Origin of the sequence: Rahnella sp. JUb53 (assembly GCF_004346065.1) — a bacterium.
Classification (GTDB): Bacteria; Pseudomonadota; Gammaproteobacteria; order Enterobacterales; family Enterobacteriaceae; genus Rahnella; species Rahnella variigena.
Genome location: NZ_SLYT01000002.1, coordinates 579,575 through 606,314, shown reverse-complemented (window position 1 = coordinate 606,314; position 26,740 = coordinate 579,575). Strand labels below are relative to the sequence as shown.

Annotated in this window: 25 protein-coding genes and 2 pseudogenes; 10 read left to right on the top strand and 17 right to left on the bottom strand. The window is 49.2% G+C overall.

Annotation, left to right across the window (positions count from 1 at the left end):
* The first annotated feature begins 30 nt into the window (after positions 1-30).
* The 4 genes and pseudogenes from EC840_RS07360 to EC840_RS07345 all read left to right on the top strand — a co-directional run bounded on the left by EC840_RS07360 (position 31) and on the right by EC840_RS07345 (position 2,098).
* Positions 31-447 carry a LysR substrate-binding domain-containing protein gene (locus EC840_RS07360; protein WP_314722189.1) on the top strand — a complete coding sequence of 139 codons (417 nt, stop codon included), beginning with the start codon at positions 31-33 and terminating at the stop codon, positions 445-447.
* 7 nt (positions 448-454) lie between these two features.
* Positions 455-1,240, top strand: coding sequence for an alpha/beta hydrolase (locus EC840_RS07355; protein WP_132964703.1), 786 nt, complete (start codon positions 455-457; stop codon positions 1,238-1,240).
* Between the two features lie 388 nt (positions 1,241-1,628).
* Positions 1,629-1,709, top strand: a pseudogene (locus tag EC840_RS07350) (type VI secretion system tube protein Hcp); the annotation flags it as partial.
* A 53-nt stretch (positions 1,710-1,762) separates the two neighbouring features.
* Positions 1,763-2,098: a DUF1493 family protein gene (locus EC840_RS07345; protein WP_132964701.1), complete on the top strand. Its 336-nt coding sequence runs from the start codon at positions 1,763-1,765 to the stop codon at positions 2,096-2,098.
* A 128-nt stretch (positions 2,099-2,226) separates the two neighbouring features.
* Here EC840_RS07345 and EC840_RS07340 read toward each other — a convergent pair whose 3' ends face one another.
* The 4 genes and pseudogenes from EC840_RS07340 to EC840_RS25480 all read right to left on the bottom strand — a co-directional run.
* Positions 2,227-2,862, bottom strand: coding sequence for a DUF421 domain-containing protein (locus tag EC840_RS07340; RefSeq protein WP_112289659.1), 636 nt, complete (start codon positions 2,860-2,862; stop codon positions 2,227-2,229).
* An 11-nt stretch (positions 2,863-2,873) separates the two neighbouring features.
* Complete coding sequence (locus tag EC840_RS07335; RefSeq protein ID WP_113876489.1) at positions 2,874-3,317, bottom strand: DUF3290 domain-containing protein; 444 nt, start codon at positions 3,315-3,317, stop codon at positions 2,874-2,876.
* 231 nt (positions 3,318-3,548) lie between these two features.
* Positions 3,549-4,019: a GNAT family N-acetyltransferase gene (locus tag EC840_RS07330; RefSeq protein WP_132964699.1), complete on the bottom strand. Its 471-nt coding sequence runs from the start codon at positions 4,017-4,019 to the stop codon at positions 3,549-3,551.
* 212 nt (positions 4,020-4,231) lie between these two features.
* Positions 4,232-4,345, bottom strand: a pseudogene (locus EC840_RS25480) (cysteine hydrolase); the annotation flags it as partial.
* A 159-nt stretch (positions 4,346-4,504) separates the two neighbouring features.
* On the opposite strand from EC840_RS25480, the gene EC840_RS07320 reads away from it, so the two are divergent.
* From EC840_RS07320 to EC840_RS07310, 3 genes are all read left to right on the top strand, one after another.
* The gene (locus EC840_RS07320) at positions 4,505-4,942 is read left to right on the top strand and encodes a GNAT family N-acetyltransferase (RefSeq protein WP_113876492.1); all 438 of its coding nucleotides are present in this window, start codon (positions 4,505-4,507) and stop codon (positions 4,940-4,942) included.
* Between the two features lie 179 nt (positions 4,943-5,121).
* Positions 5,122-6,390: an MASE1 domain-containing protein gene (locus EC840_RS07315; RefSeq protein WP_129639531.1), complete on the top strand. Its 1,269-nt coding sequence runs from the start codon at positions 5,122-5,124 to the stop codon at positions 6,388-6,390.
* 37 nt (positions 6,391-6,427) lie between these two features.
* A complete protein-coding gene (locus tag EC840_RS07310; protein WP_113876494.1) occupies positions 6,428-7,753 on the top strand; it encodes an MFS transporter in 1,326 nt (441 codons plus the stop codon).
* A gap of 27 nt (positions 7,754-7,780) precedes the next feature.
* On the opposite strand, the gene EC840_RS07305 is transcribed toward EC840_RS07310, so the two are convergent.
* Both EC840_RS07305 and EC840_RS07300 read right to left on the bottom strand, forming a co-directional pair.
* Positions 7,781-8,116, bottom strand: coding sequence for an SMR family transporter (locus EC840_RS07305; RefSeq protein WP_113876495.1), 336 nt, complete (start codon positions 8,114-8,116; stop codon positions 7,781-7,783).
* 447 nt (positions 8,117-8,563) lie between these two features.
* Positions 8,564-9,499: a LysR family transcriptional regulator gene (locus tag EC840_RS07300; protein WP_113876496.1), complete on the bottom strand. Its 936-nt coding sequence runs from the start codon at positions 9,497-9,499 to the stop codon at positions 8,564-8,566.
* 451 nt (positions 9,500-9,950) lie between these two features.
* Between EC840_RS07300 and EC840_RS07295 the strand changes: the two genes are divergently transcribed.
* Both EC840_RS07295 and EC840_RS07290 read left to right on the top strand, forming a co-directional pair.
* Positions 9,951-10,850, top strand: coding sequence for a hypothetical protein (locus EC840_RS07295; RefSeq protein WP_132964695.1), 900 nt, complete (start codon positions 9,951-9,953; stop codon positions 10,848-10,850).
* 377 nt (positions 10,851-11,227) lie between these two features.
* A complete protein-coding gene (locus EC840_RS07290) occupies positions 11,228-11,848 on the top strand; it encodes an acyl-homoserine-lactone synthase (protein WP_129639533.1) in 621 nt (206 codons plus the stop codon).
* Here the strand turns inward: EC840_RS07290 and EC840_RS07285 are convergent.
* The 5 genes from EC840_RS07285 to EC840_RS07265 form a co-directional block, all read right to left on the bottom strand.
* Positions 11,820-12,569, bottom strand: a complete 750-nt coding sequence (locus EC840_RS07285; protein ID WP_113876499.1) for a LuxR family transcriptional regulator — start codon at positions 12,567-12,569, stop codon at positions 11,820-11,822. The genes EC840_RS07290 and EC840_RS07285 overlap by 29 nt on opposite strands.
* 353 nt (positions 12,570-12,922) lie before the next feature.
* On the bottom strand, positions 12,923-15,997 hold the full coding sequence (locus EC840_RS07280; protein ID WP_132964693.1) for an efflux RND transporter permease subunit: 3,075 nt from the start codon (positions 15,995-15,997) through the stop codon (positions 12,923-12,925).
* A complete protein-coding gene (locus EC840_RS07275) occupies positions 15,994-17,094 on the bottom strand; it encodes an efflux RND transporter periplasmic adaptor subunit (protein WP_132964691.1) in 1,101 nt (366 codons plus the stop codon). The genes EC840_RS07280 and EC840_RS07275 overlap by 4 nt, the downstream gene beginning before the upstream one ends.
* 72 nt (positions 17,095-17,166) lie before the next feature.
* Positions 17,167-17,781, bottom strand: a complete 615-nt coding sequence (locus EC840_RS07270; RefSeq protein WP_243701028.1) for a TetR/AcrR family transcriptional regulator — start codon at positions 17,779-17,781, stop codon at positions 17,167-17,169.
* Positions 17,782-18,028: 247 nt separating this feature from the next.
* The gene (locus tag EC840_RS07265) at positions 18,029-18,121 is read right to left on the bottom strand and encodes a hypothetical protein (protein WP_259275003.1); all 93 of its coding nucleotides are present in this window, start codon (positions 18,119-18,121) and stop codon (positions 18,029-18,031) included.
* Between the two features lie 316 nt (positions 18,122-18,437).
* Here EC840_RS07265 and EC840_RS07260 point away from each other — a divergent pair, with 316 nt between their 5' ends.
* Entirely contained in the window at positions 18,438-18,914 is a 477-nt protein-coding gene (locus EC840_RS07260; protein WP_132964689.1) for a glutathione peroxidase, read from the top strand.
* A gap of 127 nt (positions 18,915-19,041) precedes the next feature.
* Here EC840_RS07260 and EC840_RS07255 read toward each other — a convergent pair whose 3' ends face one another.
* The 6 genes from EC840_RS07255 to yihT form a co-directional block, all read right to left on the bottom strand.
* A complete protein-coding gene (locus EC840_RS07255; RefSeq protein ID WP_112289631.1) occupies positions 19,042-19,485 on the bottom strand; it encodes a PACE efflux transporter in 444 nt (147 codons plus the stop codon).
* Between the two features lie 147 nt (positions 19,486-19,632).
* Positions 19,633-21,045, bottom strand: coding sequence for an MFS transporter (locus EC840_RS07250; RefSeq protein WP_132964687.1), 1,413 nt, complete (start codon positions 21,043-21,045; stop codon positions 19,633-19,635).
* A 46-nt stretch (positions 21,046-21,091) separates the two neighbouring features.
* Positions 21,092-22,477, bottom strand: a complete 1,386-nt coding sequence (locus EC840_RS07245) for an MFS transporter (RefSeq protein WP_132964685.1) — start codon at positions 22,475-22,477, stop codon at positions 21,092-21,094.
* A 56-nt stretch (positions 22,478-22,533) separates the two neighbouring features.
* Positions 22,534-24,570, bottom strand: a complete 2,037-nt coding sequence (locus EC840_RS07240; RefSeq protein WP_132964683.1) for an alpha-glucosidase — start codon at positions 24,568-24,570, stop codon at positions 22,534-22,536.
* 17 nt (positions 24,571-24,587) lie between these two features.
* Positions 24,588-25,829, bottom strand: coding sequence for a sulfoquinovose isomerase (gene yihS, locus EC840_RS07235; protein WP_132964681.1), 1,242 nt, complete (start codon positions 25,827-25,829; stop codon positions 24,588-24,590).
* Between the two features lie 15 nt (positions 25,830-25,844).
* Positions 25,845-26,723, bottom strand: coding sequence for a sulfofructosephosphate aldolase (gene yihT, locus EC840_RS07230; RefSeq protein ID WP_132964679.1), 879 nt, complete (start codon positions 26,721-26,723; stop codon positions 25,845-25,847).
* Positions 26,724-26,740 lie beyond the last annotated feature (17 nt).

Genomic DNA, 26,740 nt, shown 5'->3' with positions numbered 1-26,740 from the left:
TTTAGCGCGCGCCGTGTGGGCAGCGTCAGTATGGCCACCTGTGCTGCGCCGTCATATCTGGATAAGTACGGTATTCCGCTGACGCCGGATGATCTTGTGCATCATAAAGCGGTCAATTTTTTCAGTGAACACAGCCGTGAAGTGATGGACTGGAAGTATATGATGAACGGAGAAATTATGTCACGGCGACCGGGGAGTAATATGTTGGTTAACAATTCCGATGTACTTCTTTCCTGCGGGCTGGAAGGGCTGGGTTTAGTGCATGCATTACGGACAGCGCTGGAACCTCACATTCAGTGTGGCAGACTGACGGAGGTTCTCACGGATTACGCGGCTGTCACAAAACCAGTGTCTGTTCTGTATCCCGATCGCCGCTACCTACCGTCGAAAGTCCGCGTTTTTATCGACTGGTTCTGCGAGGTCTTCGCAAGAAAGTATCAGGAATAACAGTGATATGGCTATTTTACCTACGCATCATGGGGATATTGATTATCTGGATATCGGTCAGGCCGACACGACGCTGTTCCTCATGCCGGGCTGGTGTCAGCCGAAAACCGTCTTCAATGACTTCGCTAAACTAGCCGCCGAATTCTTCCGTGTCGTCATCATTGACTGGCGTGGCCATGGTAAGTCATCGACCGATGGTCAAGATTTTGACGGTGCGGCGTTATTAACCGATGCGTTGACCCTGATTGACCATCTTGGCCTGACCCGCGTTGTGCCTGTTTCCGTCGCGCATGCCAGCTGGATAGCGGTTGATTTGGTAGAAAGTATGGCGGATCGCGTGCCTCAAGTCATATTCCTTGACTGGATCATGAATGAACCTGCACCGGCGTTCTTCACCTCGATCAATGAGATGCAGCGTGAAGACAGCTGGCAATCTGCGCGGGATGAACTGTACGATTTTTGGTTAGCGGGCAGCGACTCGGCCATTATTAATGATCATCTAAAAATCGGGATGTCTGAGTCCGGTTACACACTGTGGCGCCTTGCAGGACAGGTGATTAGCGACGCCTATCATCAATACGGCTCACCGCTCCAGCGTCTGGAAAAACTCAAAAGCCCCCCCAGGGCTACCCACATCTACTCCCTCGACAGAGATGACGATTACTTAGCCTTACAGCAGCGTTTTGCTCAGGCGCATGATTTCTTTGATGTGAAACGCCTTGAAGATGCGAGAACTCATCTGGCTGTACTTGAAAAACCGGGCGATGTGCTGGCGGCGATAATGAATAAGTAAGGAAAAAATCCCACAACAAGAGAAACCATCAGGGTGGACTGAGTAGTCCACGGTAGAGTCCATTCAGGATGCGGGGCGAATTGTTCTATTCATATATTAATTGTGCTTCTCTGCGCGTGTAGTGATTTATTAGAATGTTAATAGCTAGTCATTCTAATGTTTGTTATCAATAACTGTGTTTTTAAACTTCCTGCTGCCTTCACGAAAAAAATAAGCCGCTGTTTTCAATGAATTAAAAGGTTCAACAAAAGCAATTTTGATGCGTTTTCTAATCAGCCAAAAACTCATAATAAACTTCTGAAAGTTTCATTTTTACAAGATTCGCTAATTGTTTCCTGCTCTGCGAAGGAATAGCTTAAAGCCTCACCCTTAAAAGGAATTTATAAAAATGGCAATCCCAGCTTATCTATGGCTTAAAGACGATGGCGGCGCACTGATCAAAGGTTCTGTAGATGTTAACGATCGTGAGCATTGAATCGCAACGAATAGGTACAACACCATAGCGCGGGGTAATGACAAACTATGGTACTAAGCAACGAGGATGTCATAGAGTGGTACAGTCAGCGGTTCAACAAGCCTGTGCTATTCTCGAAGAAACAGATTCCAGTCACGATTGACACCAGCCTGTCAACGGGTCGCTATCTCTGGGCAAGTGAAACGGGTGCCGAGATTATGGATGAGTATTTCCAGAAATTTGATGTAGACCCTGCTGGATTCGATTTCTATAAATACTGGCCTGTAGAGACCTTTATCTTATTTGCGCTATGCACATCTGGCGCTGATGACGATGAACCTCAACCTTTGACTCTGCAAATGCTGGCAGAATCAGCCAGGGCAGGTAAATGGCTCTTTGACTGACTCAAACTGGATATCGGTTATTGATCCTAATTCTAACCCGGCTAAAGGCCGGGTTTTTACATGTACGGACTGCCTGTCGATCACCCGCTACATCATCGATACCGTGAGAACTGATTCAAGTCCGGCAGTTATCGCGTATATCCGTACAAATTAATCCTGCCCGAAAGGTATTCACCCAAGTAGACTTCACTGATTTTTTTGAAACCTTGCTCGGCGATCCTTGCTTCTAACCATTCAGCGTCTTTATTAATTATCTCAAGCAGATCGAAGTTTGCTGATCCATCCACGATGATGGGATAACGAATATTCTCGTCACCGCTTTGGATAATTGTTAACTGACCATTTTGTTCGAGGACCACGCGTTTAAGCTGTTCAACTTCATAAATGCCATTAGATCTTAACTTAAACATCAGGTCATTAGCTGAAACGCCATTTCTCAAACATTCTTTAACATCCACATTGCCGTTATGTACCAGCGTAATGGGTTTACCATCAATAATCCGCTTCACAAACCGGTTATTTTCTTTCAGGAATTTAAGAATGAAGACCAGCAACGTCCAGATAATTAAGACCAACACAAATTGCAGCACTGTAATTGATTCATTGTAGATGACACCACCGATGATCCCGCCCAGAACGTAATTCTGAACCTGGTCCATGGCAGACGTCGGGGCAAGATTGCCTTTGCCCATAAGGTTGATTTGGACAATCAGGCACAGTATCCCCAGCCCCAATTTGATGATAATAGGTGTGTATATAGGCATTTGATTTCTCGTTATTTTATGATGTTAACTTCCGGGTTTGTTAACCAGACGTCCGTTAAGTTATAGGTGTTTTGATCTGAACTTAAGTTAACACGGTAATAGCCGTCGTTAACTTTAACGATCACGCCATCGGATAACTGCACTGAGCTGGAATAAATATCATTTATGCTGACATTCTTTTCTTTTGATAATAACGTGACAAAGTTAACCATTTGCGACGACTGGGAGTGAACATTTTCGCTGTTTGCATAATCTGCATACTGAACACCTGAAACGAACAGCAAAAACAAAAAAGCAATAATTGTCAAATCCCGATATCGGGTCTGCAGGCGATGACGCATATATAAGCTGAAAACGACAATCAAAACAAACAATGTACTGAAAATAATCACATACTTAAGGTAATCATTTATATTTGACTGCGTTTGCAGATAATTTATCCCATAAAAATTCATACTAAAATCGTTCCTTGTTGATTAAGGCTCTCTGCTTTTTATAATTATAGCAACGTATTGTCAATTATCTTGATGGTGATGAGTGTTTTTGTTAAATAAAAGAGTAAGTGTCAAAGACTTTGAGTATTACACGGACGTTATTTATACATTATTTTCACAAATTCAAGTGATACTACGACATCCTCTTCTCACTGCCCCGCCTGACAGGATTCTAAAAAGGGGCATAACGCATTAACTCTCTTTGCGTAAAATTGAATTACAGAATGCTCTTCTCTTTTTCTCTAATCTGATATCAACATCATTAATAACCGCGTCATTACCCCAACCGAGATGTCTGTAAAATTTCGCAGCACGGCTGTTCTTATCGGTTTCCAGCCAGACTACATCATGGTGTTTAAATAACTCTTGCTCAGCAGCCATGACAAGCTTACGCCCTGCCCCTTTATTTTCATATTCCGGGCGAACAAATGCCGCAAAGAAGCAGCCTTCATCCTGTAAAATCATCGAGAAACCGATAATTTTTTCATTATCAACTGCTACCCAGGCACAAGGGTTTTTCAGGATCATATCTGCCACAACGCTTTCAGTGATCCCCATCAGCCGCATTTCCTCAAGACTGAGATGATTTTCTATCACCGACGTTCTCACATCGAAAATACTCCCGACATCAGAAACAAGTGCTGGTCTTATGTTTATACCCATCAGATAAGGTCTCAGGCATGATTTAAAATGTGATGATACCAAATATATCAACCAGATACTCACCCGACAGGTTCGTGGCAGAAACGAAAATGGATTTTTCAGCCGCCCTGCGGACGGCTCTCCGCTCAAACTCATTCGTCAGGAGCAAATCTCAAGTTATCGGCAGTTGCCAGAGTCACAAACGGCCCGGCCAGCGTGACATTGTGATGAGCAATCAGCAGACAAATATTCGACAGAACCGCTCGGGCGGAATGCGGAGATGTCGGGCCACGGAAAAGTCCTTGCTGCATATCGATAACGATAAGTGCATTTTCAGATGAAATCATGATGTTTCTCCATTCAGAATATTATATCTCATCTCAACAGATGGACTGCCGAAGCATGCTTAAGTGCAAGTGGCAGAGAAAAACAGAAAAAAAGCTGGGATTTTGGATTTACGACTGTATATTTAAACAGTTATTTATACAACGAATAGGCCATTTGAAATGAATAGCACTGTTGAAGAGATAAGTTTTGAGATTTGTGAAAATGCTGATGCGGAACAATTATTACCTATTGAAGAAGGGCTTAATGATTTCAACGATTTAATGACGGGGATCAGTGATCGTAAGCCATTATCGGTATTAATAAAATCAACGAAAACGGGTGAAGTTCTTGGAGGAATGCAAGGACGTTCCTCACTGGGCCTCCTTTTTATAGATCTTTTCTATCTACCACCAGAGCTGCGGAGAATGAGGCTTGGCACAGATATCCTAAATCGCTTCGAGGACGAAGGGCGAAGAAGGGGCTGCACTGCAGCATTTTTGTATACGATAAGCTTTCAGGCTCCTGATTTTTACAAAAAACACGGTTGGGAAGAGTTTGGCCGTATTGACTGCGCGCCGGAAGGAACAAGCCGGATATTTATGAAGAAATCCTTATAAAATCCAATTTTATCTTTCAGCCGGGACGTCCGCTTTTCGCACTTCGAAATATGCAGCTCCTGAAATATCCTGTGAGGAGCTGATTTTGTAATTTCAGCAAAGGGTTGTTAAAATTTATGTTAATTAACGATCCACAGCAGCGATGCTGCGTCCTTTACCTGACCCAAAGTTGACCAGAAATGAAAACGAATATCCCCTCCTGGCTGCAGCAAACTGCGATCCTGCTCTTATGGGGGCTGGTTTATTATTTATCAGGATTGATGTCTCTCAAATTTGACGACACAAATTCTGCGATTGCTATAGTGTGGTTTCCTCCTGGCGTTGCGGTAGCGGCCTTTTTATCTGCTCGCTGGCGCCATTACCCCGCGCTTATCCTCATCTTTGTTCTGGCGAGCGTACTACAGGACCGGGCGTGGCAGAATCTCACCACTTTTCTTATCTCAGTGGGTTATTCACTTCTCGAAATGCCCGCCAACGTTCTCATTGCCTGGATCGTCCGGCGCTTCGCGCGGCCAAATGATGATCTGCACGTCATTATTTTGTGGATATGCTCCACTTTTGTCATCAGCATGTTGGATGCGCTAATCGTGGCGGGAGGTTACGCGTTTCTCAGCGGACAGCCGATAATGACAACTATCTGGAATGGTTTCGTTGCTGACGTCACTGGGATTTTCTTTGCCACAACTGTGGTGATGGGTTTCGTGAACAAGCGTGGGCATCAGGCGTTCCTCCCCTGGACGAAGCGGCTGGGAGGCCTGGCCTTGTTGCTCTCGATCTGTGCTTTGACAGTATTTATTTTCAGCTATAGTGACACATGGCTTAAAACCGAAGCTCCCGCGCTATATTTCGCCCTTTCCTGCTTGCCTATTGTCCTGAGTTTGATGCTCGCCCTGGTATGGGGCAACCGTGGAGGATCCATCGGCCTGCTGGTATTAGGGCTGATTGTCATCCATTTTACCGACATGCATCAGGGCCCGTTCTTTCTTCACAACCTTAGCCTCGTCGAGTCACTGCTACTGGCGCTAAGTTATCTTTCTGCGACAGCATTGCTCATCGTATTTGTACGCGTATTAAGACGTTCGACAACCCGTTTCAATCCAGATACCGGCAGGCTTTCAGGTAACGGCGTACTTTACAGACTTGAGCCTGAAACTGGCAAGTTTACCTGGGAAAATGATCTCTCTTCACTGCTGGATTCTGCTTCTCTGACAGAGTTCGATACTGTTGAGAAAGTGCTAAGTCATGTACATCCTTCAGACAGAGAAAAACTCAATCAACACTGGTTCAATTCGATGTCAAGCCAGCACGATACTGTCATTTTTCGTATTAAGTCGAATAATGATGAGTGGCTAACGCTGGTAGACAGCGGCGGTATCACCATGGCAAATGCTGACTCGTTAATTATTGTCGGGAACTGGCAGTCCAGCCATTACGATTTGGCTATCTAAACTCAGACGTCATGATTTAATTAAGAGAGACCGACTTGTGATACAGATTGCATTATTATTGTTCGGCGTGGATTTTATGCGTTACTGGGGCAAATATCTGATCCTGTTTGGGATCCTGTGGAGCCTGTTCGGACTGGCCATCTTTCTCGACGGTCTGGACGGAGTGACGTACTTCCCTCTGCGATTTTTTGGCTTGCTGTTGCTCACGGAAAGTTTAGTGACGCTGAGCATAGCGTCGGGAGGCATCGGTGCGCAAAAAGCACTCCTCTACTTTAAGGGAGGTATATTTTGTTTCGTCTCGCTTCTAATCTTATCAAACCAGTCTTATAGCAATTTGCTCCTGGCGATCGTATTCGGATTTGCCTATTTCGTGATTGGTCTGTTTGTGGTTTTCTCGGCGTGGATTGTGCGTTTCCCTAACTGGAAGAGTTCTTTTTTGAACGGCCTGGCACAAATCTTTTTTGCCATTTTCATATTCAGTCCCTACCCAACACATTACAAGGCTACAGTCTCTTTCTTCCTGGGAACACTGATGGTTTTCAGCGGTATTCATACCGTTCGCCTTGCTCTTCGGGTTATGCGACTGCAGGAAGGGACTTCTGTATTCGAACTTTTAGCGCCTGAAGGTATAGGTGCTGAGTTGAAAAAAAGTGGCACGCAAAAGTCAGAAGTTGCTACGCAAGTTATTACTGATTTTCGCGAACCCCTCACCGTTCATATATGGACGCCCGAAGGAACAGCCAGCGCATCGACTATTCCACGCCCGGTGATCAACCGTTACATAGCCGCAGTTGACTCGGAAGGTGTGATATCAACCGGCCATGCTGCGCTGGAGGTCCCTGACAGTATTTACATCAGCCTGTACCCAGCGGAAGATATCGACCGGTCGCCATCGGAGTTCCTGAATACACTTAAAGCAACACGCGATAATGATGTTTTAGGTAAGTTTCAGCCTGACTATGCCACCGAGGCGGCAGAATGGTGCCATTCAGATCGTAAAATTTGTTTCACCAGATACAACGGAAAAGCCTTACACCGTTTTTGGAGTGACTACAAATTAACAAAAACCTATAACCTGACCTACCGCAACTGTTCAAGCAGTGTTGCCTACGCGCTGGAAAACGCCCTGGATGGTGTGCTCTCCGGACGTACTGAAAGCTGGTTATCCATAATCAGAACGCTCACTATGCCTGAGCTTTGGGTTGCCGCTCAGTTACGCAAACGCGCTATCTCAATGGCCTGGACGCCAGGTCTGGTGATGGATTACTCCAGGGCGCTGCGCAGCATCATCCATCCTGTACCAAAGCCCTGGTATCAACGCGTTCGCTTCAAACGGCATGACAACAGAGAGGCCGATGAATAGCGCACGACGGGATATCTTGGAAGTCAGTCAGTGGGAAACAGATTTAGAGAACAGCTGGATAATCAAAATTCCCACAGCAATAAAAACCATGCCCATGATGGCAGGAAGATCGAGTTTCTGCTTATAAAACAGAAATGACATTATAGAAACCAAGAAGATCCCCATCCCCGCCCAAATCGCGTAAGCGATACCAATATTCATGGTCTTGACCACCTGGGAAAGACCATAAAACGAAATAGCATATCCCACCACCACAACCATGCTTGGGATTATTCGGGTGAAGCCATCTGAAGCTTTCATCATGGTTGTGGCCAGCGTTTCAGCGCAGATAGAAATGGCGAGAATAATGTAAGTGTTGAGCATCTTCTTTCCTCTTGTACAAAATATCTGGAAGAGTATATAACCCGACTCAATCTAAAGTTTAAACAACCGGGAAATCATCCGCTATTAAACACGTCGCGGCGGCAACCGAAGCTCAGGGCTTATATCCACGCCACGTCTGGACATGCATTTTTTTTCTGATGCTTTGGTTGACGGGCGACGACTGTGCCTGTAGACGAAGATCGACGTTTACACCCGCAAATGCCTGGGGATAGGCGGGGGGCAGAATCGGCGCTCGTCAGAGGTGGCTGGGATGCTGAACAGTATAGCGCTCAGGCTCCCTTTACCGCAGTTGCTGAAGACAGATAATGATTCTGACAATGCAGTCAGAATGAAGCCGGGTATTCCTGATTATGGCTGGTTCACCTACGGGGGCGGGTCAAGACCCTGCATGACTCACTGAGCGTTGTGTCAAATCCTGAGTGCAGGTCATTTTAAATAAACCTGGTTAAAATTGTTCCATTTTTTTTCCACATAATTAATAAAATCTAAAAACAGAGGGGAATAATAGGGTCTGTGCATCCAGACAAGATAGACGGGTATTTTATCCAGTTTCCAGTCAGGAATGATCTGCACAAGTTTTCCGTCGCGGATATGTGTTAATGCTAGCCATTTAGGTGTGCCCAGAAGCAGCCCTTTTCCTTCAAGGAGTAAGTTGAAAAGAGCCAGAAAATCATTAGATTTAATAGCAGGCTTGTGATTTTTGTCTAAGGAAACTGTTTCATCCCCTTTTGAAAAAATCATATTATCTTTTAGATTACAATTATCCACCATCAACAGGGTATGCCCTTCGAAATTGTCGGGCCTGTCAAAAATATTAAATTTTTTAATGTATTCAGGAGAGGCGCAGCTAATAAGCTCCACAGAGCTTAGTTCTCTATGCACCAGTTCTGGTCTTTGAATATTTCCGTATTGAAGTGCTACATGATCGAAGTTTTTCACATCATGATTGAATTCAAAAAGCTCCTGTGATTTTATCTCCACCCTGGCCATAGGGTTTTTGATTATATATTCACTTGTCCAATGATTAGCAAGCAACTGACATACCACAGAGGGTACGGAGAATTGTATGTCCCCCTGAATTAAGAGTTCAGGATTCTGTAATTCTGACAGCAGGGACTGAAAGGATTCAGTAATATTCTTCGCTTTACTATACGCAATATGACCCGCAGAAGTGATTTCAAAATTACGAGCATCCCTCTTAATCAGCATCGTTTGGACATAATCCTCTAACCTGGATATAGCCTTGCTCACGGTGCTGACACTAACACCGAGCTCACGAGCAGCAAGAGAAAGGTTCGCCTTCTCAATTGTCTTTATAAAAATCACCCAATCACGAAGCTCGCGAGTGTTATTATATTTCAAGTTTCACCTGCAAAGAAATAAAAACAAAATTTACTATAGCATGAAATTTTAAATAAGGGATAAACATGATGCTCTGATAACTATATAGCAGAATTTTCTATTATGTTATTTTATTATGTAGCTAACTACATAATTCCAATTTTTCCAAATTGGAAAAGTTAATTTTCCCACTTGTTCATTCACTTGTTTGAAATGTAAATGTATTATAAACGAATTGATTTTTTAGGCTTAACATTTGAATAGAATGAGAACTAATCATGAAAAAAAAGCATTTAATACCTTTAGGTTTACTCATTGTTTTTTCTCTTTCTCAGGGTTTAAGTTATTTCAAAGTTTGCATCCCTCATGCTATTAAAAGAACTGCAAGAGCAGTAGCCAACGGGTACTTCATTAAAATATTTGTGTTGATAGCGTTAAATTGAAATTTAATTTATTTTAAAAGATTGAAATTATGAATAAAATGTTTAAGAAAATATTTGGCTGGGAATGTTCTTCATTCGACATATATCAACAGAGTTATTACAAGTTTGGAGGAAGTGTAAATACACACCCTAAAATCTTGCAGTATCTGTTAGATAAGAAAATATGCGAAATAGATTTTTATCATTATAAAAAGAAAGATATCATCCAAGGTTGTTTTTTTGAAATCAGTAATAAGATTGGCGTTAATCTGTGGAGAACATATCCCATAACGAGTGATGAAATCATATTACCTGTAAACATAGATAAGAAAGTATTCCTCCCGGGACGTTCAAATAAGATATCCTCTGCCCATTCCAACCATTTTTACAATACAATTTTCACTAAGTTCAGACCAAAGAAGAAATTTATATGTCTGGCCAAGGATGATTTTTCAAAAAAGAGCCATAAAAACAGAAGGAATGAATTCAATAAATTCATTAAAGAGGGAGGTGTCGTTAAAAATGTAAACGAACTACAACCAGAACAACTTGCCAATATATATGTACTTCTTTTCAAAAAAAGATTCCAGGACAATGTGAAATGCTACAGCAAAGAAATTTTGATAGATTTTTTCACATATTTTAAAGATATGATTTTTGGTTATGTTCTTTTTATCGATGGTTCGTTACCCTGCGCATATGATTTTATACTTAAGGCTGAGTCTGATAAATGGATATATTTTGACGTGCCTAATGGAGGTGTAGATCCTGATTACTCACATCTGAGTGTCGGAAGTATACTCATGTGGTTGAATATAAATGAAGCTGACAAGTTATGTAATGATAAAAACAAAAAGAGGCTATTTTCAATTGGATTATATGATCCAAAATGGGATTATAAAACGCGTTGGTGCAATAAGGTGCCTGTTGGTAAAACAATCTTCATGTAAACAGGACCTCAGTTGCAGCCGGTTTGAATTTTATACTGCAACTGCAAACAGACCCGTTTTAGTTCCACGCACTTTTTGAGATCACGGCCAGGTAGATCCCTTCCCAATATCGGTGCCAGGATAAATCAGAGGTCCGGGCGAGATATACCTGCTGATGAAAGCCTTGCTCAGATTTGAGTCAAATCAATAAACGCGCAGGTATTGTTGCGGATGTGGGATCGGAACTGTAATTTCCCATTGAGCGGGATTTGACGAGATATTTATTATTTTACTAACATCCTGTTATTCAGTGCATTTTCGGGTCAGCGATTGTCGGGTTTTGTAGGATAATGATGCACGGTTTACGGGATACAACGCTTTATTAACAGGATAATGGGATGCTTGAACTGTTTGACGTGAGCTATGAAGAGCTCAGAATGACCAGAGTAGATGAACTTTACCGGCTAAGAAAAACAACCTTCAGTGACCGCCTGGGATGGGAAGTTGTTTGCAACCAAGATATGGAGTTCGATGAGTTCGACAATGACTCAACACGCTATATTCTCGGACTGTGTAAGGGGAAACTCGTTTGCAGCGTGCGCTTTACCGCTCTCGACCAGCCAAACATGATAACCCATACGTTTCGTGCGTGTTTTGATTCGGTTCCACTTCCTTCTGAGGGAGTTGAGTCGAGCCGTTTCTTTGTCGACAAATTGCGAGCCCGGGAACTTCTCGGCGAACGATACCCTGTTAGTCAGGCACTTTTTCTTGCCATGATAAACTGGGCTCAGGATAACGGACATGCTGGTATTTATACCATCGTAAGTCGCGCTATGTTGACGATATTGAAACGCTCGGGCTGGCAAATACAGACACTTAAAGAGGCATTTCTTAGTGAGCGGGAACGCATCTATCTGATCTATCTTCCTGCCGGGAAGGACGATCAGATGAACATGGCCACAGGACTCAACAGCCAAACAGAATCTTTGATTACCTGGCCGCTGACGCTGCCGGTATAATCAGTTCCAGTTCAACGCCCAGCCTGATTGCCTGGCGGGCGTTACTGACACCCAGCTTAGCAACGACATTTCCCATATGAAACTTTATCGTACTGACTGAAACGCCGATAATAGTCGCAATCTCTGCATAGGTTTTCCCCATACTGGCCCAGTAAAGCACCTCATTTTCACGGAGAGTGAAAATGTTATTTTCCTTTCTCGCCGTAATTTGACGTCCGCGGGCTGATATACCGCCAACAAGCCGATACATCTGTTCATTTATATCGATGAGAAGCATCTGCAAGTTGCCACGTTCAGAAGTCAGTCGCTCTTCCAACTCTTGCTGGCTATTGTCGGCAATGATAAAAGACAGCAATGCCAGATTTCCCATCTGATCATGCAGCACAAAGGTATAGCCATTCAGAATGTTGTACTGCCTGGAAAGGGAAAAGATTTTTGTAAATTTCAGTTCAGACATTAGCGTGATGTTTTCGTCCCACGCAAAGGGAGAGGTTCTTTTGAATGCGGTGAGTATTACCGGGTCGGTAAGCTGAAAATTGTTGGCCCGATAAAGATTGACCCACTCATCAGGATAACTGGAGATGATAAGGACTTCTGCAGGATTTTTTTTCCTCACAACGGTATAGGCATAGTCGGGACTGCCTAGTGGACACAGCTTACGGTCGATATAATCTTTCAATGTTTCAGTGATCGTGTGATTTTGTTCAAAAGCACTAAACATACTGACTCCCTGAGGGCTGCTTATCCCTTAATGCCGACATCTATACTTAAGTACAGGTTTTTTCAGGACTTAAGTACAACTTACGCCCCATTATAATGAATGATACCTTCTTTAACGAAAAAGAAACCTCACACACTGCTCCGAACAATGTGTGAGGAGGCCAATGGACGGCCAACACCAGGGAAACACTCGTACTAAAAACCATAATAAATTAAATTTTAAGAATATAAAATTTTTTTGATAAAAGCGCCCATTGGGTGCTTTTTTTTTGCCCGATTAAGTCGGCTAAAAGACCGGCAGAACCGGCCATTATGCGGGCAGGTGATGTAAAACCTTTTTTGCCTGCCCGACATTCATTCAGAAACCTTCTCACCGTCAGGTCGGATCCTGAACCAGATCGCATACATTGCAGGCAGAAAGACGAGAGTAATAATGGTGCCGCCGAAAGTCCCGCCAATCAGCGTATATGCCAGCGTTCCCCAGAACACCGAGTGTGTCAGGGGGATAAAGGCCAGAATCGCTGCCATTGCCGTCAGTAAGACGGGTCGTGCGCGTTGAACGGTAGCTTCCACGATGGCATGGAAAGGGCTAAGGCCTTCCTGCTCATTATGGTGAATTTGGCCTATCAGGATCAGCGTGTTACGCATCAGAATGCCGGACAGTGCGATGAGTCCTACCAGTGCGTTGATGCCAAAAGGTTGCTGGAAGAGAAGCAGCGTAGGCACCACCCCGACCAGCCCCAGCGGCGCCGTCATAAACACCATAATCATTGCCGACATCGACCGCACCTGCACGATGATAATGAGCAGCGTAAGGGCAATCATTATCGGGAATAGCGGCAGCATTGCCTGGGTGGCCTTGCCCGCCTCCTCGATGGCACCCGCCTGCTCAATGTGATATCCCGGCGGCAGGGAGGCGATGACCGGCTGAAGCTCGCGTGTGATCGACGCCGACACATCCGGGGGCTGCAAGCCGTCGGCGATATCACCACGCACCGTAATCGTCGGCATTCTGTCGCGACGACGCAGCAGCGGATCCTCCATACGAACTTCGGTTTCACCCAGTTGCGAAAGAGGAATACGCTGCCCCCCGGCGCCAGCAAGCGTCAGTGCGCCAAGCTGAGCCGGATCGAGACGCACCTCTCCCGCCGCCCTGCCCGTGACTTCCACAGAACGAATATCTTCCCGGACCGCAGTGACCGGTGCACCACTGAGCAGAAATTGCAACTGCCGGGCTGCGTCGGCGGGTGTCAGCCCCATAGCCTGCAGCCGGTCCTGATTTAAGGTGAAATGTATCACCGGTACCCGTGAACCCCAGTCGGTATTAACCGTACGCATCATCGGGCTGGCCTGCATCAGCGCTTTCACTTTGGTGGCAAGCTGGCGAAGGACGTCAGGATCAGGTCCCGTTACCCGATAAGCAACCGGGTATGGGGAATACGGGCCAAACACCAGCTGGGTAACACGCACCTGTGCCTCAGGCGCGAGCCCGTCAGCCACGGTGTCACGCAGGCGTTGTTTAAGCGCATCGCGTTCATGCTCACTTCTGGTGAGGACCACGATTTTCGCGAAAGATGGATCCGGCATCTCGGGCGCCATAGCCAGATAGAAGCGCGGCGCGCCCTGGCCGATATACGCGGTTACCGTCTGCGTCTCTTTTTGCTCACGCAGCCAGCGTTCAATCCGGGCAGACGTCATACTGGTCTGTTCAATTGAGGTGCCGTAAGGCATCTGGACTTCAACCAAAACTTCCGGTCGATCGGAGGTGGGGAAAAATTGTTTCTTCACCAGCCCCATACCCAGTATGGCGATGATAAAGCAGCCAATCACCGCGCCAGCGACCCACCACTTACGCCTGATGACCAGAGTCAGCCATTGTCTGAAGCGATTATAATGACGGGTGTTGTAAATCGCCGCATGACCGCCTTCTATTGGCTTAATATCAGGCAGCATTTTCACACCGAGATACGGGGTAAAGACCACTGCAACGACCCAGGAGGTGATCAGCGCAATCCCCACAATCCAGAACATGTTGCTGGTGTATTCGCCTGCGGTCGACTGCGCAAATCCGTTGGGCATAAATCCGACAGCGGTGACCAGCGTACCCGCGAGCATGGGGGCAGCCGTATGGCTCCAGGCATAGGCCGAGGCCTTGATACGGTCGTAGCCCTCCTCCATTTTGACCACCATCATCTCCAGCGCAATGATGGCGTCATCAACCAGCAGTCCCAGCGCGAGAATGAGCGAGCCAAGCGTAATGCGATCGAAATTTTTACCGGTGGCGGCCATCACGACGAAAACCACGGCGAGGGTTAGCGGCACGGCGGCGGCGACTACAATGCCAACCCGCCAGCCCATGCTGACGAAACACACGACCATCACCACCAGCAGCGCCACAAAGAACTTGATCATGAACTCATCGACAGCAGCACTGATATTGACGGCCTGATCGGAAACGTTAGTCAGCGTCATGCCCAGCGGCATCCCTTCATTAATCGTACTGACTTCTTGTTTTAGTGCTTTACCCAGTTCAAGGCCGTTCCAGCCCTCACGCATCACCACGCTCAGCATCAGCGCGGGCTCCCCATCATTACGAATAAGAAAATCCGGGGGATCGATATAACCGCGTTCTACCTTGGCGATATCCGCCAGCCGTAAAGTATGATTACCGGCAACAACGGGGGTGTTACGAATTTTCTCCAGCGTATCCAGCGCGCCGTCAAGACGGATAAAGATTTCAGGTCCGCGCGTCTGTATCGAACCTGCGGGCGACAGAACGTTCTGTGCATTAAGCGCAGTAAAAATTTGTTCCGGTGAAATACCGAGTGTGGCCAGCCGGTCATGGGAGAAAGAGACATAAATACGCTCGGCCTGCTCACCAGTAATGGTGACTTTTTTCACGCCGGGCACATGGAGAAGCTGCTGACGAAGCTTCTCGGCGTCACGCGTCAGAAAGCGCTGCGGCTCCCCTTTTGCCTTAAGGGCATACAGCGCGAACACCACATCGGAAAATTCATCGTTAACCATCGGCCCGATCGCCCCCGCGGGCAGATTACGCGCCTCATCACTGAGCTTTTTACGCGCCTGATAAAATTGCTCCTGCACTTCTGACGGCGGAGTACTGTCCTTCAGGGAAACCATGGTGTAAGCCATTCCCGGACGGGTATAAGTCTCGGTACGGTCGTACCATTTCAGTTCCTGCAGGCGCTTTTCGAGAGGTTCCGCCACGAGGTCCTGCATCTCCTGTGAGGTAGCACCGGGCCACGCGGTGATCACCGTCAGCTGTTTGACAGTAAACGGGGGATCCTCAGCCCTGCCCAGTCCGAGAAAAGCCATTACCCCGGCCACGGCTATCAGGATTATCAGGAACAACGTGATTGCCCGTTCGCGCACGGCCAGCGCCGACAAATTAAAGCGATGGTGACTCATGGTGCGATCCCCTCCGGGCCAGCCATCGCCATTCGCACGGTTTCGCCTTCATGAAGCAGATGCGCCCCCAGGGCTGCCACCTGCTCTCCGGCGGTAAATGCCCCTGAAACGCGCGCGCTGTCGTCGCTGATGCCGAGTATCGTTACCGCATGCCATTTCACTTTGGCGGGTTTGCCTTCCACCACCCATACGCCAGAACCCCGTCCGGCATCCCATATGGCACTGAGCGGCACCGACCACGAGGGTGAGGTCGCCGAAGATTCCGGGATATGCAGCGTCACGGTTGAACCTAACGGGGCACGGGCTGCCGCGCCGCTCAGCACATAGCGCGCCTCAAAGGTACGTGTCGCGTTATCCGCAGAATCCGACAGTTCCCGCAATCTGGCTTCACTGACACTCTGACTACCGTACATGACGGCAGACGCGACCGATCCGACTTGCGGACGCAGCGTCTCAGGGAGACTCACCATCGCCTCGCGCTGTCCGGCACGCGCAAGACGCACTACCGTTTGCCCCGCGCTGACGACCTGTCCGGGATCTGCGAGTGTATCCACAACCACGCCATCAGCATCTGCGCTAAGCACGACGTACTGAGACGCGTTAAGGGCTACGCGCGCCTGCGCCTGAGCGGCACTCAGCTCGGCGCGTGCCGAGTCTGCTGCAGCACGTACCTGACTGTAAGCCGAAGCGGAAATCGCACCGCCACCCACCAGACTACGATAGCGTTTTTCATCCTCGCCGGTCTGACGGGCGCGAGCCTGCGCGGCAGTCACTGCATCCTGAGCAGCACGTGCCTGTAACGCCAGGTCTGCGGGATCCAGCCGAAGCAGCGGCTGGCCTCGCGTGACGCTTTGCCCTTTATCCACCATCCGCTCAAGCACTTTACCTGATACGCGAAAACCGAGATCCCCCTGAAAACGCGCGGCCACAATGCCGTTAAAAACGCGTGATTGTTCCTGAGCAGGTTTGACCTCCGCCGTCCTGATAAGCGGTGACCGGGTACGCGGATCGTCAGCTGCACTTGAAGGATCACCGCAAGCGGTCAGCAGGAGCGGAAGCAGACAGGTGGCGGACAAAAAGAGAGTGTGCCGGAGCATGGGTTGCCTTACTTAAAAAAAGTATGAGCCGCCATTCTCTGACTAGTGACCAATTATGTCAATGGTCACAACTTAAGGTTTCAGGCTCCTGAGCACCACTGCTGTCAGCAGTGCGGCATCAGCTTCTGCGGTATCAAGGTAGATCTGTAACTGAATCGGATCGGCGAGGGGTCTTAGCACCAGATAAACAGCGGCAGCCGTTTCATCGAGCGGTGTTGTCTGCTCAAACTCACCGGCACTCCGTCCTTCCTGCAAAATATCGACCACGATTTTGCGCAATCCGGCCTCATAATCAACCGCCGCAGCCCAGCGGTCACGGGATGAGACGGCGGCGATGTCATACAGACGCCTTTCGCGGAAAAACAGCTCAGTGCCGCCCAGCGCAATCACCTGAAAAAGGGTGCGAATTTTCTCTGTGGCGGAGGATGAATCCGCCAGCGCGGCCTCCAGACGACGGGCAATCTCCGTAAGGCAATTAGTGCAGATCACTTCTCCGATTTCCTGTTTGGAACCGAAAAATTTGTAGATATATGCCTTTGAGAATCCGATGGATCGGGCGAGATCGGAAACAGTTGTTTTTTCAAAGCCATAATGGCTGAAGTACTCCATTGCGGCATCCACAATCTGATCACGGATAGTGTGATCAGACGGTCCTCGCGTTGTGGTGGACATTTTTTTATCGGTCATTTTCAGCCTGGAAGTTGGTTAATTACACAGATAGCTTGTGACCCTATTATATTTTGGTCACAAGTAAAAATCGTTAAAGTGTTTTTTATTTTCTTTATCGCTGAGAAGTGGTGATGAGGTGACAGGGAAATAAAACAGAAATACGTCGGGGATGTTTCTCAAAATCAGGGGCGCATACACTATCATTGGGGCGCACCGCGCCCCGGTTTAACAGTCAATACGCGCCAGACAAGCCTCGCTATGAAGATTACTTACCCTCGAAAAAGTCTGAAGGAAGTTGTCCCGGCGGCATATTGATCACCTGGTCATTATCCGGACCTTCATTTTTCATGTAGGTCACTTTGGCAAACTTTATCTGCTCCGCTACCCGTACTGAAGCGGGTGTGAAGCTTGATTTTTTATCGCGTTGCTTAACGTCTGACGACTTTAGGGTTTGGCTGTAATTTAGCTGTTCACTGTCGCCTCAGGCCTGATGCGTACGGATGGCCTGAATAAGATGATGCCGGTGTCCGCTCCTCGCTTATAGCAAGTCCGATGACGGCTCTAGGTTTGTTTTCGTGTCAAAACGCACAGGGCTGACAGCATGGTATATTACCTGCTGCCACCGATACGTCGCATTGCCGACGTTGAATTGATTCTGCTGTGAGGATCCCGATATGACCACTTTTTATCAACTTTCGGCCACCAGTCTCGATGGTCAGCCTGTCTCTATGGCTGACTACGCTGGCAAGCTGGTTCTGGTGGTTAATACCGCCAGCCATTGTGGTTTCACACCACAGTACGCAGGCCTTGAAACTCTCTACAAGAAATACGCGACCCGAGGTTTGATCGTACTGGGTTTCCCCTGCAACCAGTTCGGTAAACAGGAACCCGGCGGCGCCGATGAAATCGCGCAAACTTGCCACATCAACTACGGTGTGAGCTTTCCGATGTTCGGGAAAGTGGAGGTTAACGGCGCCGCCGCGCACCCGGTGTTCCGTTACCTTAAGGATGAATTGCCCGGCGCTCTGGGCGGGAGGATCAAATGGAACTTCACTAAGTTTCTGATCGGACGCGACGGAAAACCGCTCAAGCGTTTTGCACCGATCACGACCCCGGAGAAAATGGAAGCGACAATCCTTGCTGCACTTTAAGCAATTTTTGGTTTCGGACTTCTCTTCACAAAATCTAATCGGGGGCAATTCACCCCTGTGTACAACTTCCACCTAGTCTTGAAGCCCTGTTGTTCTTCATGATTTTGCCTTCAATAAAATCAGAATATTATTGCGCCGAAGCTTTATTGGCTACAAAACGCCAGCGGATATAATCATAAGTCCAGTTAAAGACTAACGTATAAGGAAGGAAGACAAATATTAGCCCTATTTCGACCATGAAAGCCTTAGCTAATGACAAATCGAGTAAAAACATGGCGACTGGCGTCAGAGAAAGTACCAGTACAATTTCAAAAATCACGGCATGCAGAATTCTTACTGTAAAATTCCGTTCGAATGCAAAACGCCTTTGAATTGCGTCAAAAATCTTATTGAAGATATAGTTCCAGATTGTTGCGGTAATCGCGGAGATAACAGAAAGTTTACCAGACTGTAATAAGGACACTTTCAGTACAGTAGAAATAAAAATGGCGATAACGACATTCCCAAGCAATTCGAAAAGCACCGCATGGAAAATCCTCTCGGCTGTGCTTTTATTCAACTCCACTTTCATCTTACCTGACTCCCGTTTAGCGCAAATGACCTGACGTTAAACGTTGTAACCTAAACCAATACAAAACACAGCCTTAATCTATGCGATCATTAGTCCATTATCGCTGAACCAGATTTGACGCCCCTTATTGTTACTTAATTGTTATTGTTATGTCACGACAGAGACGCTGGGTTTTCCTGTTTCGATTTCGGTCGAATTCATTTTTTTACGCGTATGAATTTCCTCAATAATTTTGGCGAAGCGTTCTTCATTAAGTTTATAAAACACGCCCATAATCACAGCCGCCATCACAGCCAGTACGCAGGGCCAGATAAAAATAAGCTGCCGTAAGCCGAGTAATGTCGCACTACTTTGCACCACGTTAGGAATATAACCAATTTGCGTCAGCATAATTCCTGGCAGAAAACCCGCCAGCGCCGCAGAGATTTTGCGCGAAAAGGTGTAACCGGTATACACCGAGCCTTCCGCGCGGATGCCGGTTTTCCATTCGCCGTAGTCCACGGTATCCGGCACCAGCGCCCAGTTCAGGCTGTTGACAAAGGCGGTGCCAAAGAACGCCATGCAGGAAAACAGCACAAAACTTAACGAGCTGTTTCCCCAGAGAAAATTGAAAATATCGCCGGTCGCCCACAACAGTAATCCGCCCAGATATACCTGCTTTTTGCCAAAACGTTTCACGCAACCGGGCACCAGAAAGACGCCGAGCAGAATACAGCCCATGCTGAAAAATCCCATCCACGACAGCAGATGAATATCATTGAGGACGTACTGCGTGTAATACACCTGGATCGCCAGTTTGATATTAAACGCCGCCAGCGTACACAGGTTGGCGAGACACAGTACCAGCAACGGCGGATTGCGAAATATGGCGCGAAACGATCGCAGAATGCCGGATTTATGCCCCGCTGGCGTGAGTTCAACGTAACGTTCCCGGACGCCGCGATAACACCAGCCCATGCACAGAATGCCGCAGGTGGCGAAAATCAGCGCAGCGGAGAAATATCCCACCGCGGGAGAGTGACCCAATAACGCCTGCACCGGCATAAACCCGACGGTACACAGCAGTAACCCGAGCGTGGCACCGCCCTGACGCCAGGCCGCAAGTTGTGCCCTTTCATGCGGATTTTTGGTGATGGCGGGCACCATCGCACCGTACGAACAGTTCATCAGGCTGTAGAACAGGCCGAACAGCATAAACAGTACAGTGGCGAGCGCCGTTTTCACCGGCAGGCCAAAATCATTCGCCATAAACTGTGCGGTCGCCACCAGTCCCACCGGCACCGAGGCATACAGAATAAACGGCCTGAATTTGCCCCGCGCGCCGATATGGCGGCGGGAATCGAGCAATACGCCGGTCAGCATGTCGGTAAAGGCGGTGAAAAACTTCGCCACCAGAAAGATGATGCCGCCATAAAACGCCGGCATGCCCAGTTCATCGGTATAAAACTTCAGCAGATAAAGTGTCCCGATGCACAGCATCAGGTTCGAGCCAAAATCGCCCATTCCATAGGCGCACTTCTCACGCAGGGTCAGCGGATCAGGGTGATGTAAATCCTTCATAGTCGATCCTCACAGCGCCCCGCAGGGCGCTGACACAGTGAATGCCTTATGCCGTCTGCCTGCGCTGCTCGATTTCCGCCACGATGCGCACGTACATTTTCTCGTTGAGGTTATAAAAACAGCCCATCGCCACGATAGTGATCGCTGCCAGCGCGCAGGGATAAATGAAGATCAGCTGACGCAACCCTTCCTGCGTAGCCGCCGACTGCACCACGTTAGGCACATAGCCGATTTGCGTCAGCATCAGGCCGGGGAAAAACCCCGCCAGCGCCTGCGAGACTTTACGAAAGAAGGTGAAACCGGTGTAGACGGTACCTTCGGAACGCACGCCGGTGCGCCATTCACCGTATTCCACCGTATCGGACACCAGCGCCCAGTTCAGGCTGTTGACGAAGGCCGAACCGAAGAACGCCAGACAAGAGTACGCGACAAAGCTGACCGATCCGCTGCCGTAGAAGTAGTTGAGAATGTCGCCGACAATCCACAGCGCCAGACCGCCGATATAGACTTTTTTCTTGCCGAAGCGGCGCACGGCGGCGGGCATCAGGAACACGCCGATGAAAATGCAGCCCATGCTGAAAAAGCCCATGTACGAAAGCAAAATGGGATCGTTAAGTACGTACTGGGTGTAATACACCTGGATCGCCAGTTTGACGTTGAACGCGCCGAGCGTGCAGAGGTTCGCGATGCACAGGATGAACAGCGGACGGTTACCGGCGATCGCACGAAACGACTGCAACAACCCCGGCTTTTGCGCAGGATCCTGCGGCTGCGCTTCGACATAACGCTCTTTCACACCGGCATAACACAGCCACATAAACAACAAGCCCACCAGTGAGAACAGCGTCGCGGCAAAAATATAACTGCGCTGCGAACTGCCTTCGAGTAGATTCATCACCGGCACAAACCCAACGGTACACAACAACAGCCCCAGCGTGGCACCGCCCTGTCGCCACGCCGCGAGTGAGGCGCGTTCGTCGGGATTTTTAGTAATGGCGGGCACCATCGCGCCATACGAGCAATTCATCATGCTGAAGAATAAGCCGTACAGCATGAAGAGCAGCGTCGCCACCACGGTCTTACCGGTTATCTCCAGCGGCGTGCCGACGAAATTGGCGACAGCCAGCAACGTCACCGGAAATGCAGCGTATAACACGAAGGGGCGAAACTTCCCTTTCGGTCCGATTTTACGGCGCGAATCCAGCATGATGCCGGTGCCCATATCGGTAAACGCGGTAAAGAATTTGGCGATCAAAAAGATAATGCCGCCGTAAGTTCCCGGCAGACCGAGTACGTCAGTGTAGAATTTCAGCAGATACAGCGTGCCGATATCGAGCAGGATATTGGAGCCTAAATCCCCCATGCCATAGGCCAATTTTTCCCTGAAAGGCAGCCGCAGGGTCGCAGGGTTTTCCGGTGTTGTCTGACTCATTTTTATTCTCCTTCACCTGCCGGAGCGATGTCCTGAACCCCGGCGGGTGAGCCTTATCAGAGGTAACGTAATTCGCCGAACAGCGCTGCCCACTCGCTGTCTGCACGATAAAAGACCGGCGGTTTACCCAGCGGCGCTGCCACTGTGATATCGCCGCCTTGATGGGTTTCACCGGTCCAGGCGTTGGTCCAGGTATCCTGCGGCAGATACAGCGGCCACTCGCTGCGCCCTTCTTCATGCACCGGAGCCACCAGCAGATCGCGGCCAAACAGGTACTGGTATTTCAGCGTGTAAGTGCGGGCATCGTCTTCGTAATGCAGGAACAGCGGCCGCATCACCGGCAAACCGCTCTGGCTGTTATGCTTCACGGCCTGTCTGATGTAAGGCTTGAGATGGGTGAACACGCCGGTCATACGGGCGAAATGCGCGATGGTTTCCGCATCGCCGTCAAACTGCCAGTTATCGCCCGGACGGTTGCCTTCGTGGGTGCGCATCATCGGCGTGAAGGCGCTGAAATCGCACCAGCGCAGCAGCAGTTCTTTGCTGCGTTTCATGTCGAACAGCGTGGTGTAACCGCCGATGTCGCTGTGATGCAGACCGTGGCCGCTCATTGCCAGCGATAATGCCGCCGGGATCACCGAGGCCAGCCCGTCGTCCAGGCTCCAGTCAACGTTCTGATCGCCCGCCCACATCATGGTCGAATATTTCTGGCTGCCGGTGTATCCGGCACGCATAAAGAACAGCACCTCGCCGAGCTTGCCGGTTTCCTGCAAGGCTTCGTAGTTGCACTTCGCCCACAGCGCGGGCCAGGCGTTATGCATAATTTCCGCGCTGACGCCACTATGCAGAAAAGTATCGGTTGGCAGATATTCGCCAAAATCCGCCATCCAGCCCCCGCAGCCCAGTTCAATCAGGTTCTTCTTGATGACGTTTTTAAACCACTCATAGGCCGCGGGATGGGTCAGATCGACCACGCCTGCATAGAATTCGCCGAACTCAACGTGGTAATCCGCACCGCTGGCGTCTTTGGTCAGATAGCCGTGTTTGGATGCCTCTGCGCATAAGTCACGATCGCTGGCGACATACGGATTGATGTAAGAAAGAAACTGCACGCCCTCTTCTTTCCACTGCGCGATACGTTCGTCAAGTTGCGGATACAGCTCGCGGTTCCACTTCCAGTTCCACATCACGCGCTTGCCGAACGAGGTCATACGAATACCTGACCAGTCCTGCGCCCAGATGCCATTGACCTTCACGCCACCTTCGCGCATGGCGTCGAGTTTTTGCTGGCAGATTTCCGTGCCGCCCTGAACGCCCAGCGTCACGCCGTCGTACACCCACTCAGGCAATTCCGGCTGGCGACCTAACAAGGCGGTGAGTTTTTCCAGCAGGCTGATATAGCTGTCGGCGCATTCAAAACGCAGCGTGGCGTTATCTTCCCAGAAGGCCAGTTCGTGATAATCCGGCGCACTGAAATCGAAATTCATATAGCCGCTGTTTTCAACGTGGCAGTAAAACTTCTGCGTGCTGACAAACGTCGGCTGCGGGAAGAACGTCCAGTAATAGTCGCCGCCTGCGTTCTCTTTGCAGTCGGCCTGCCAGGTGACATAGGTTTGTTTGTTACGCCCGACGCCCTGCTCGCTGGTCCACAACGGGAAGGGTTTGCCGCGCAAATCAAAGTAAGAAAACTGTTCACCGCAGCCATAAATATGATCTTGCGGTTCTGCCGCCAGCCGCAGCCAGATGCGGTTATGCGCGCGGTTGTCGTTTTGCAGGTTGAGCTGTAAACGCCCGCTGTCATCGGTGGTGATCGCAAGCCTCGCGCTGAGCGCATCGCCCCGGCTGAAATGCAGATCCCACCCCGCAGGTTGTGCGGTGATTTTTACATCGGTCAGGGCAACCTTTTCGTTCAGGCGATCTTTAATACTGAAATTGCCACGGAACATGTCGATATCCGCCTCGCCAGCGCCAATCCATAAACAGGGCGCTTGCGCGGTATGACGTAAAATCAGGCGCTGCTGATAAATCAGCGAAAATTCATTATTACCGGCGATAAATTCAATCTGAGTATTTTTATTTTGTAGGGTACTCATGATGGTCTCCGTGATTTTTATTTTGCATTGATGTCCAGCAGACCGGCGGCAACGGCAGGTGCCAGCCCCGGCGCCAGCGGCAGACGCGGGATCACCAGGCAATGCAGAAGATGATAAATATCCTGTTTACCGTCCCAGACTTTGGTGGTCACTTTGTTGTCAGTATCCAGCTCCTGCCACCACGAGCCATTTTCGAAGTCCATCAGGTATTTCACGCAGTATTCCCACCAGGTCTGATACCAGGTTTCGTATTGCGCTTCGCCGGTCAGGCAATGCAACGCATACGCGGTACCCATCGCCTCCACAATGGGCCAGCGCACGCGTTCGCGCACGATAGGCTGCCCGTCCCAGTCAACGGAATAAACAAAACCGTCTGCGCCGTCCGGTGCCCAGGCATCGCGGATCGTGGCGTGGAACAGCCCTTTGGCATCTTCCAGCAACCAGTCCGGTGGCGTTTCAAAACGAGCCTCGAGCGCGGCGTGAAGGTGTAGCATCAGGCGTCCCCATTCGATCCAGTGCCCCGGCGTGCCGCCGTAAGCGCGGAAACGGTGCGCAGGATTGTCTTTGTTGTAATCGCGGATCGGCTTCCACTGCGTATCAAAATGCTCATTTACGCGATACTCGCCGCGACGGGCGACGTCATGAATAATCACCGAGGCAATTCTCAGTGCGCGATCCAGCCATTTGCGCTCATGCGTGACGTCGTAAACAATCAGGAAAGCTTCAACCGCGTGCATATTGGCGTTACCGCCGCGATAGGCTTCGGTTTCGGTGAAGGCCTCATCCCACGACTCGAGACACATCTGCTCGTCTTCACTCCAGAAGTACTTTTCGATCACGCCGATGGCCTGATCGAGTAATTTTCTGGCCTCAGGATGGCCGGTGGTGACGGCGCTGGCCGCGCCCAGCAGAACAAAAAAATGCTGATAGCCCTGTTTTGAAGCATCCACTACGCCTTCATCATTCACGCAGGCGTACCAGCCACCGTGCTGTTTATCCGCCAGCGCGCCATTAAGCGAACGGATACCGTGATCGACCAGCGAATACGCGCCGGGACGCCCCATACCTGCGGCAACGGAATAGACGTGCAGCATGCGGGCGGTGATCCACAAATGCGTGCCCATATCCGGCCGCACTTGCCCGTTATTGCCCAGCCAGCCGAAGCCGGTGGGCACGGCGGCATGTTTGCCAAAATCGAAAATCCGGTCGGTTTCCTGCTCAAGCCAGCGATGGTGGCTTATCGTGTTAAACCATTTCATTTTGAACTCCTTTCGTTAGCGGCGACGCGCCATCATCTCGTCCACAATGTCGCCCAGACGCTGCAATTTAGGCGCGGAAATATCCCTGAGCATGAGTTCGGTATCAGGTAAACCGACCACGGATGACCAGACCGCACGGCCTGCGAGAAAACCGGATGCGCCCGCCGTCATGGCGACGCTGACCGCACGCGGAAAAAGTTTTTCATCGACGCCGGAGGAGAGGATCACCCACGGCATATGAATATGTTCATTGAGGTGTTGCGAGGCGCGCAGCAGTTCAGCCTGCGTGCCGCGCCCGCTGAGGGGCATTTCGACTTTATAAAGGTCAGCGCCGCTGTCACCGAGTTCTTTCGCGGCATCGATAATCGCCTGTTCCCGGTCAAATTTATCGCCACGACGCGGCGGCCTGACCACCGGCTCGATAATGCTCAGCAATCCGTGCGCATGGCAGCGTTGATTAAACTCTTTTACCCTCTCAAGACGCTCCTGCGGGTCTTCATCGCTGCGCCACAACACCAGCAGTTTCAGCGCCTTGCCACCGTTTTCCCTGACCTGCTGCGGATCCACATTTTTGTCGATCACCACGCTGTCGACCGGAATGCCATTGCCCGGAATAAATTCGTCTGCCGCGACAATCATCGCGCAGTTTTTTGCAATGGCCTGCTGCTCAACAATCTGGCGGTAACAGAACTGCTGATCGACCAGAATCGCTGAGGCGTACGGCGATAAAATCCGTGCGGCGTTGACTTTAAAATCAGTAAGAACCTGATCGGCGACCGGCGCTTTCGCACCCGCGGCCACGAACATTAAGCGCATCGCTTCCCGCTGATCGACCGCCAGCATGGCGAATCCGCCGGAAGGACGGGTGATATCGTTAAGGCTGTAGTGAGTCATTTAACTTTCCTTGGTTA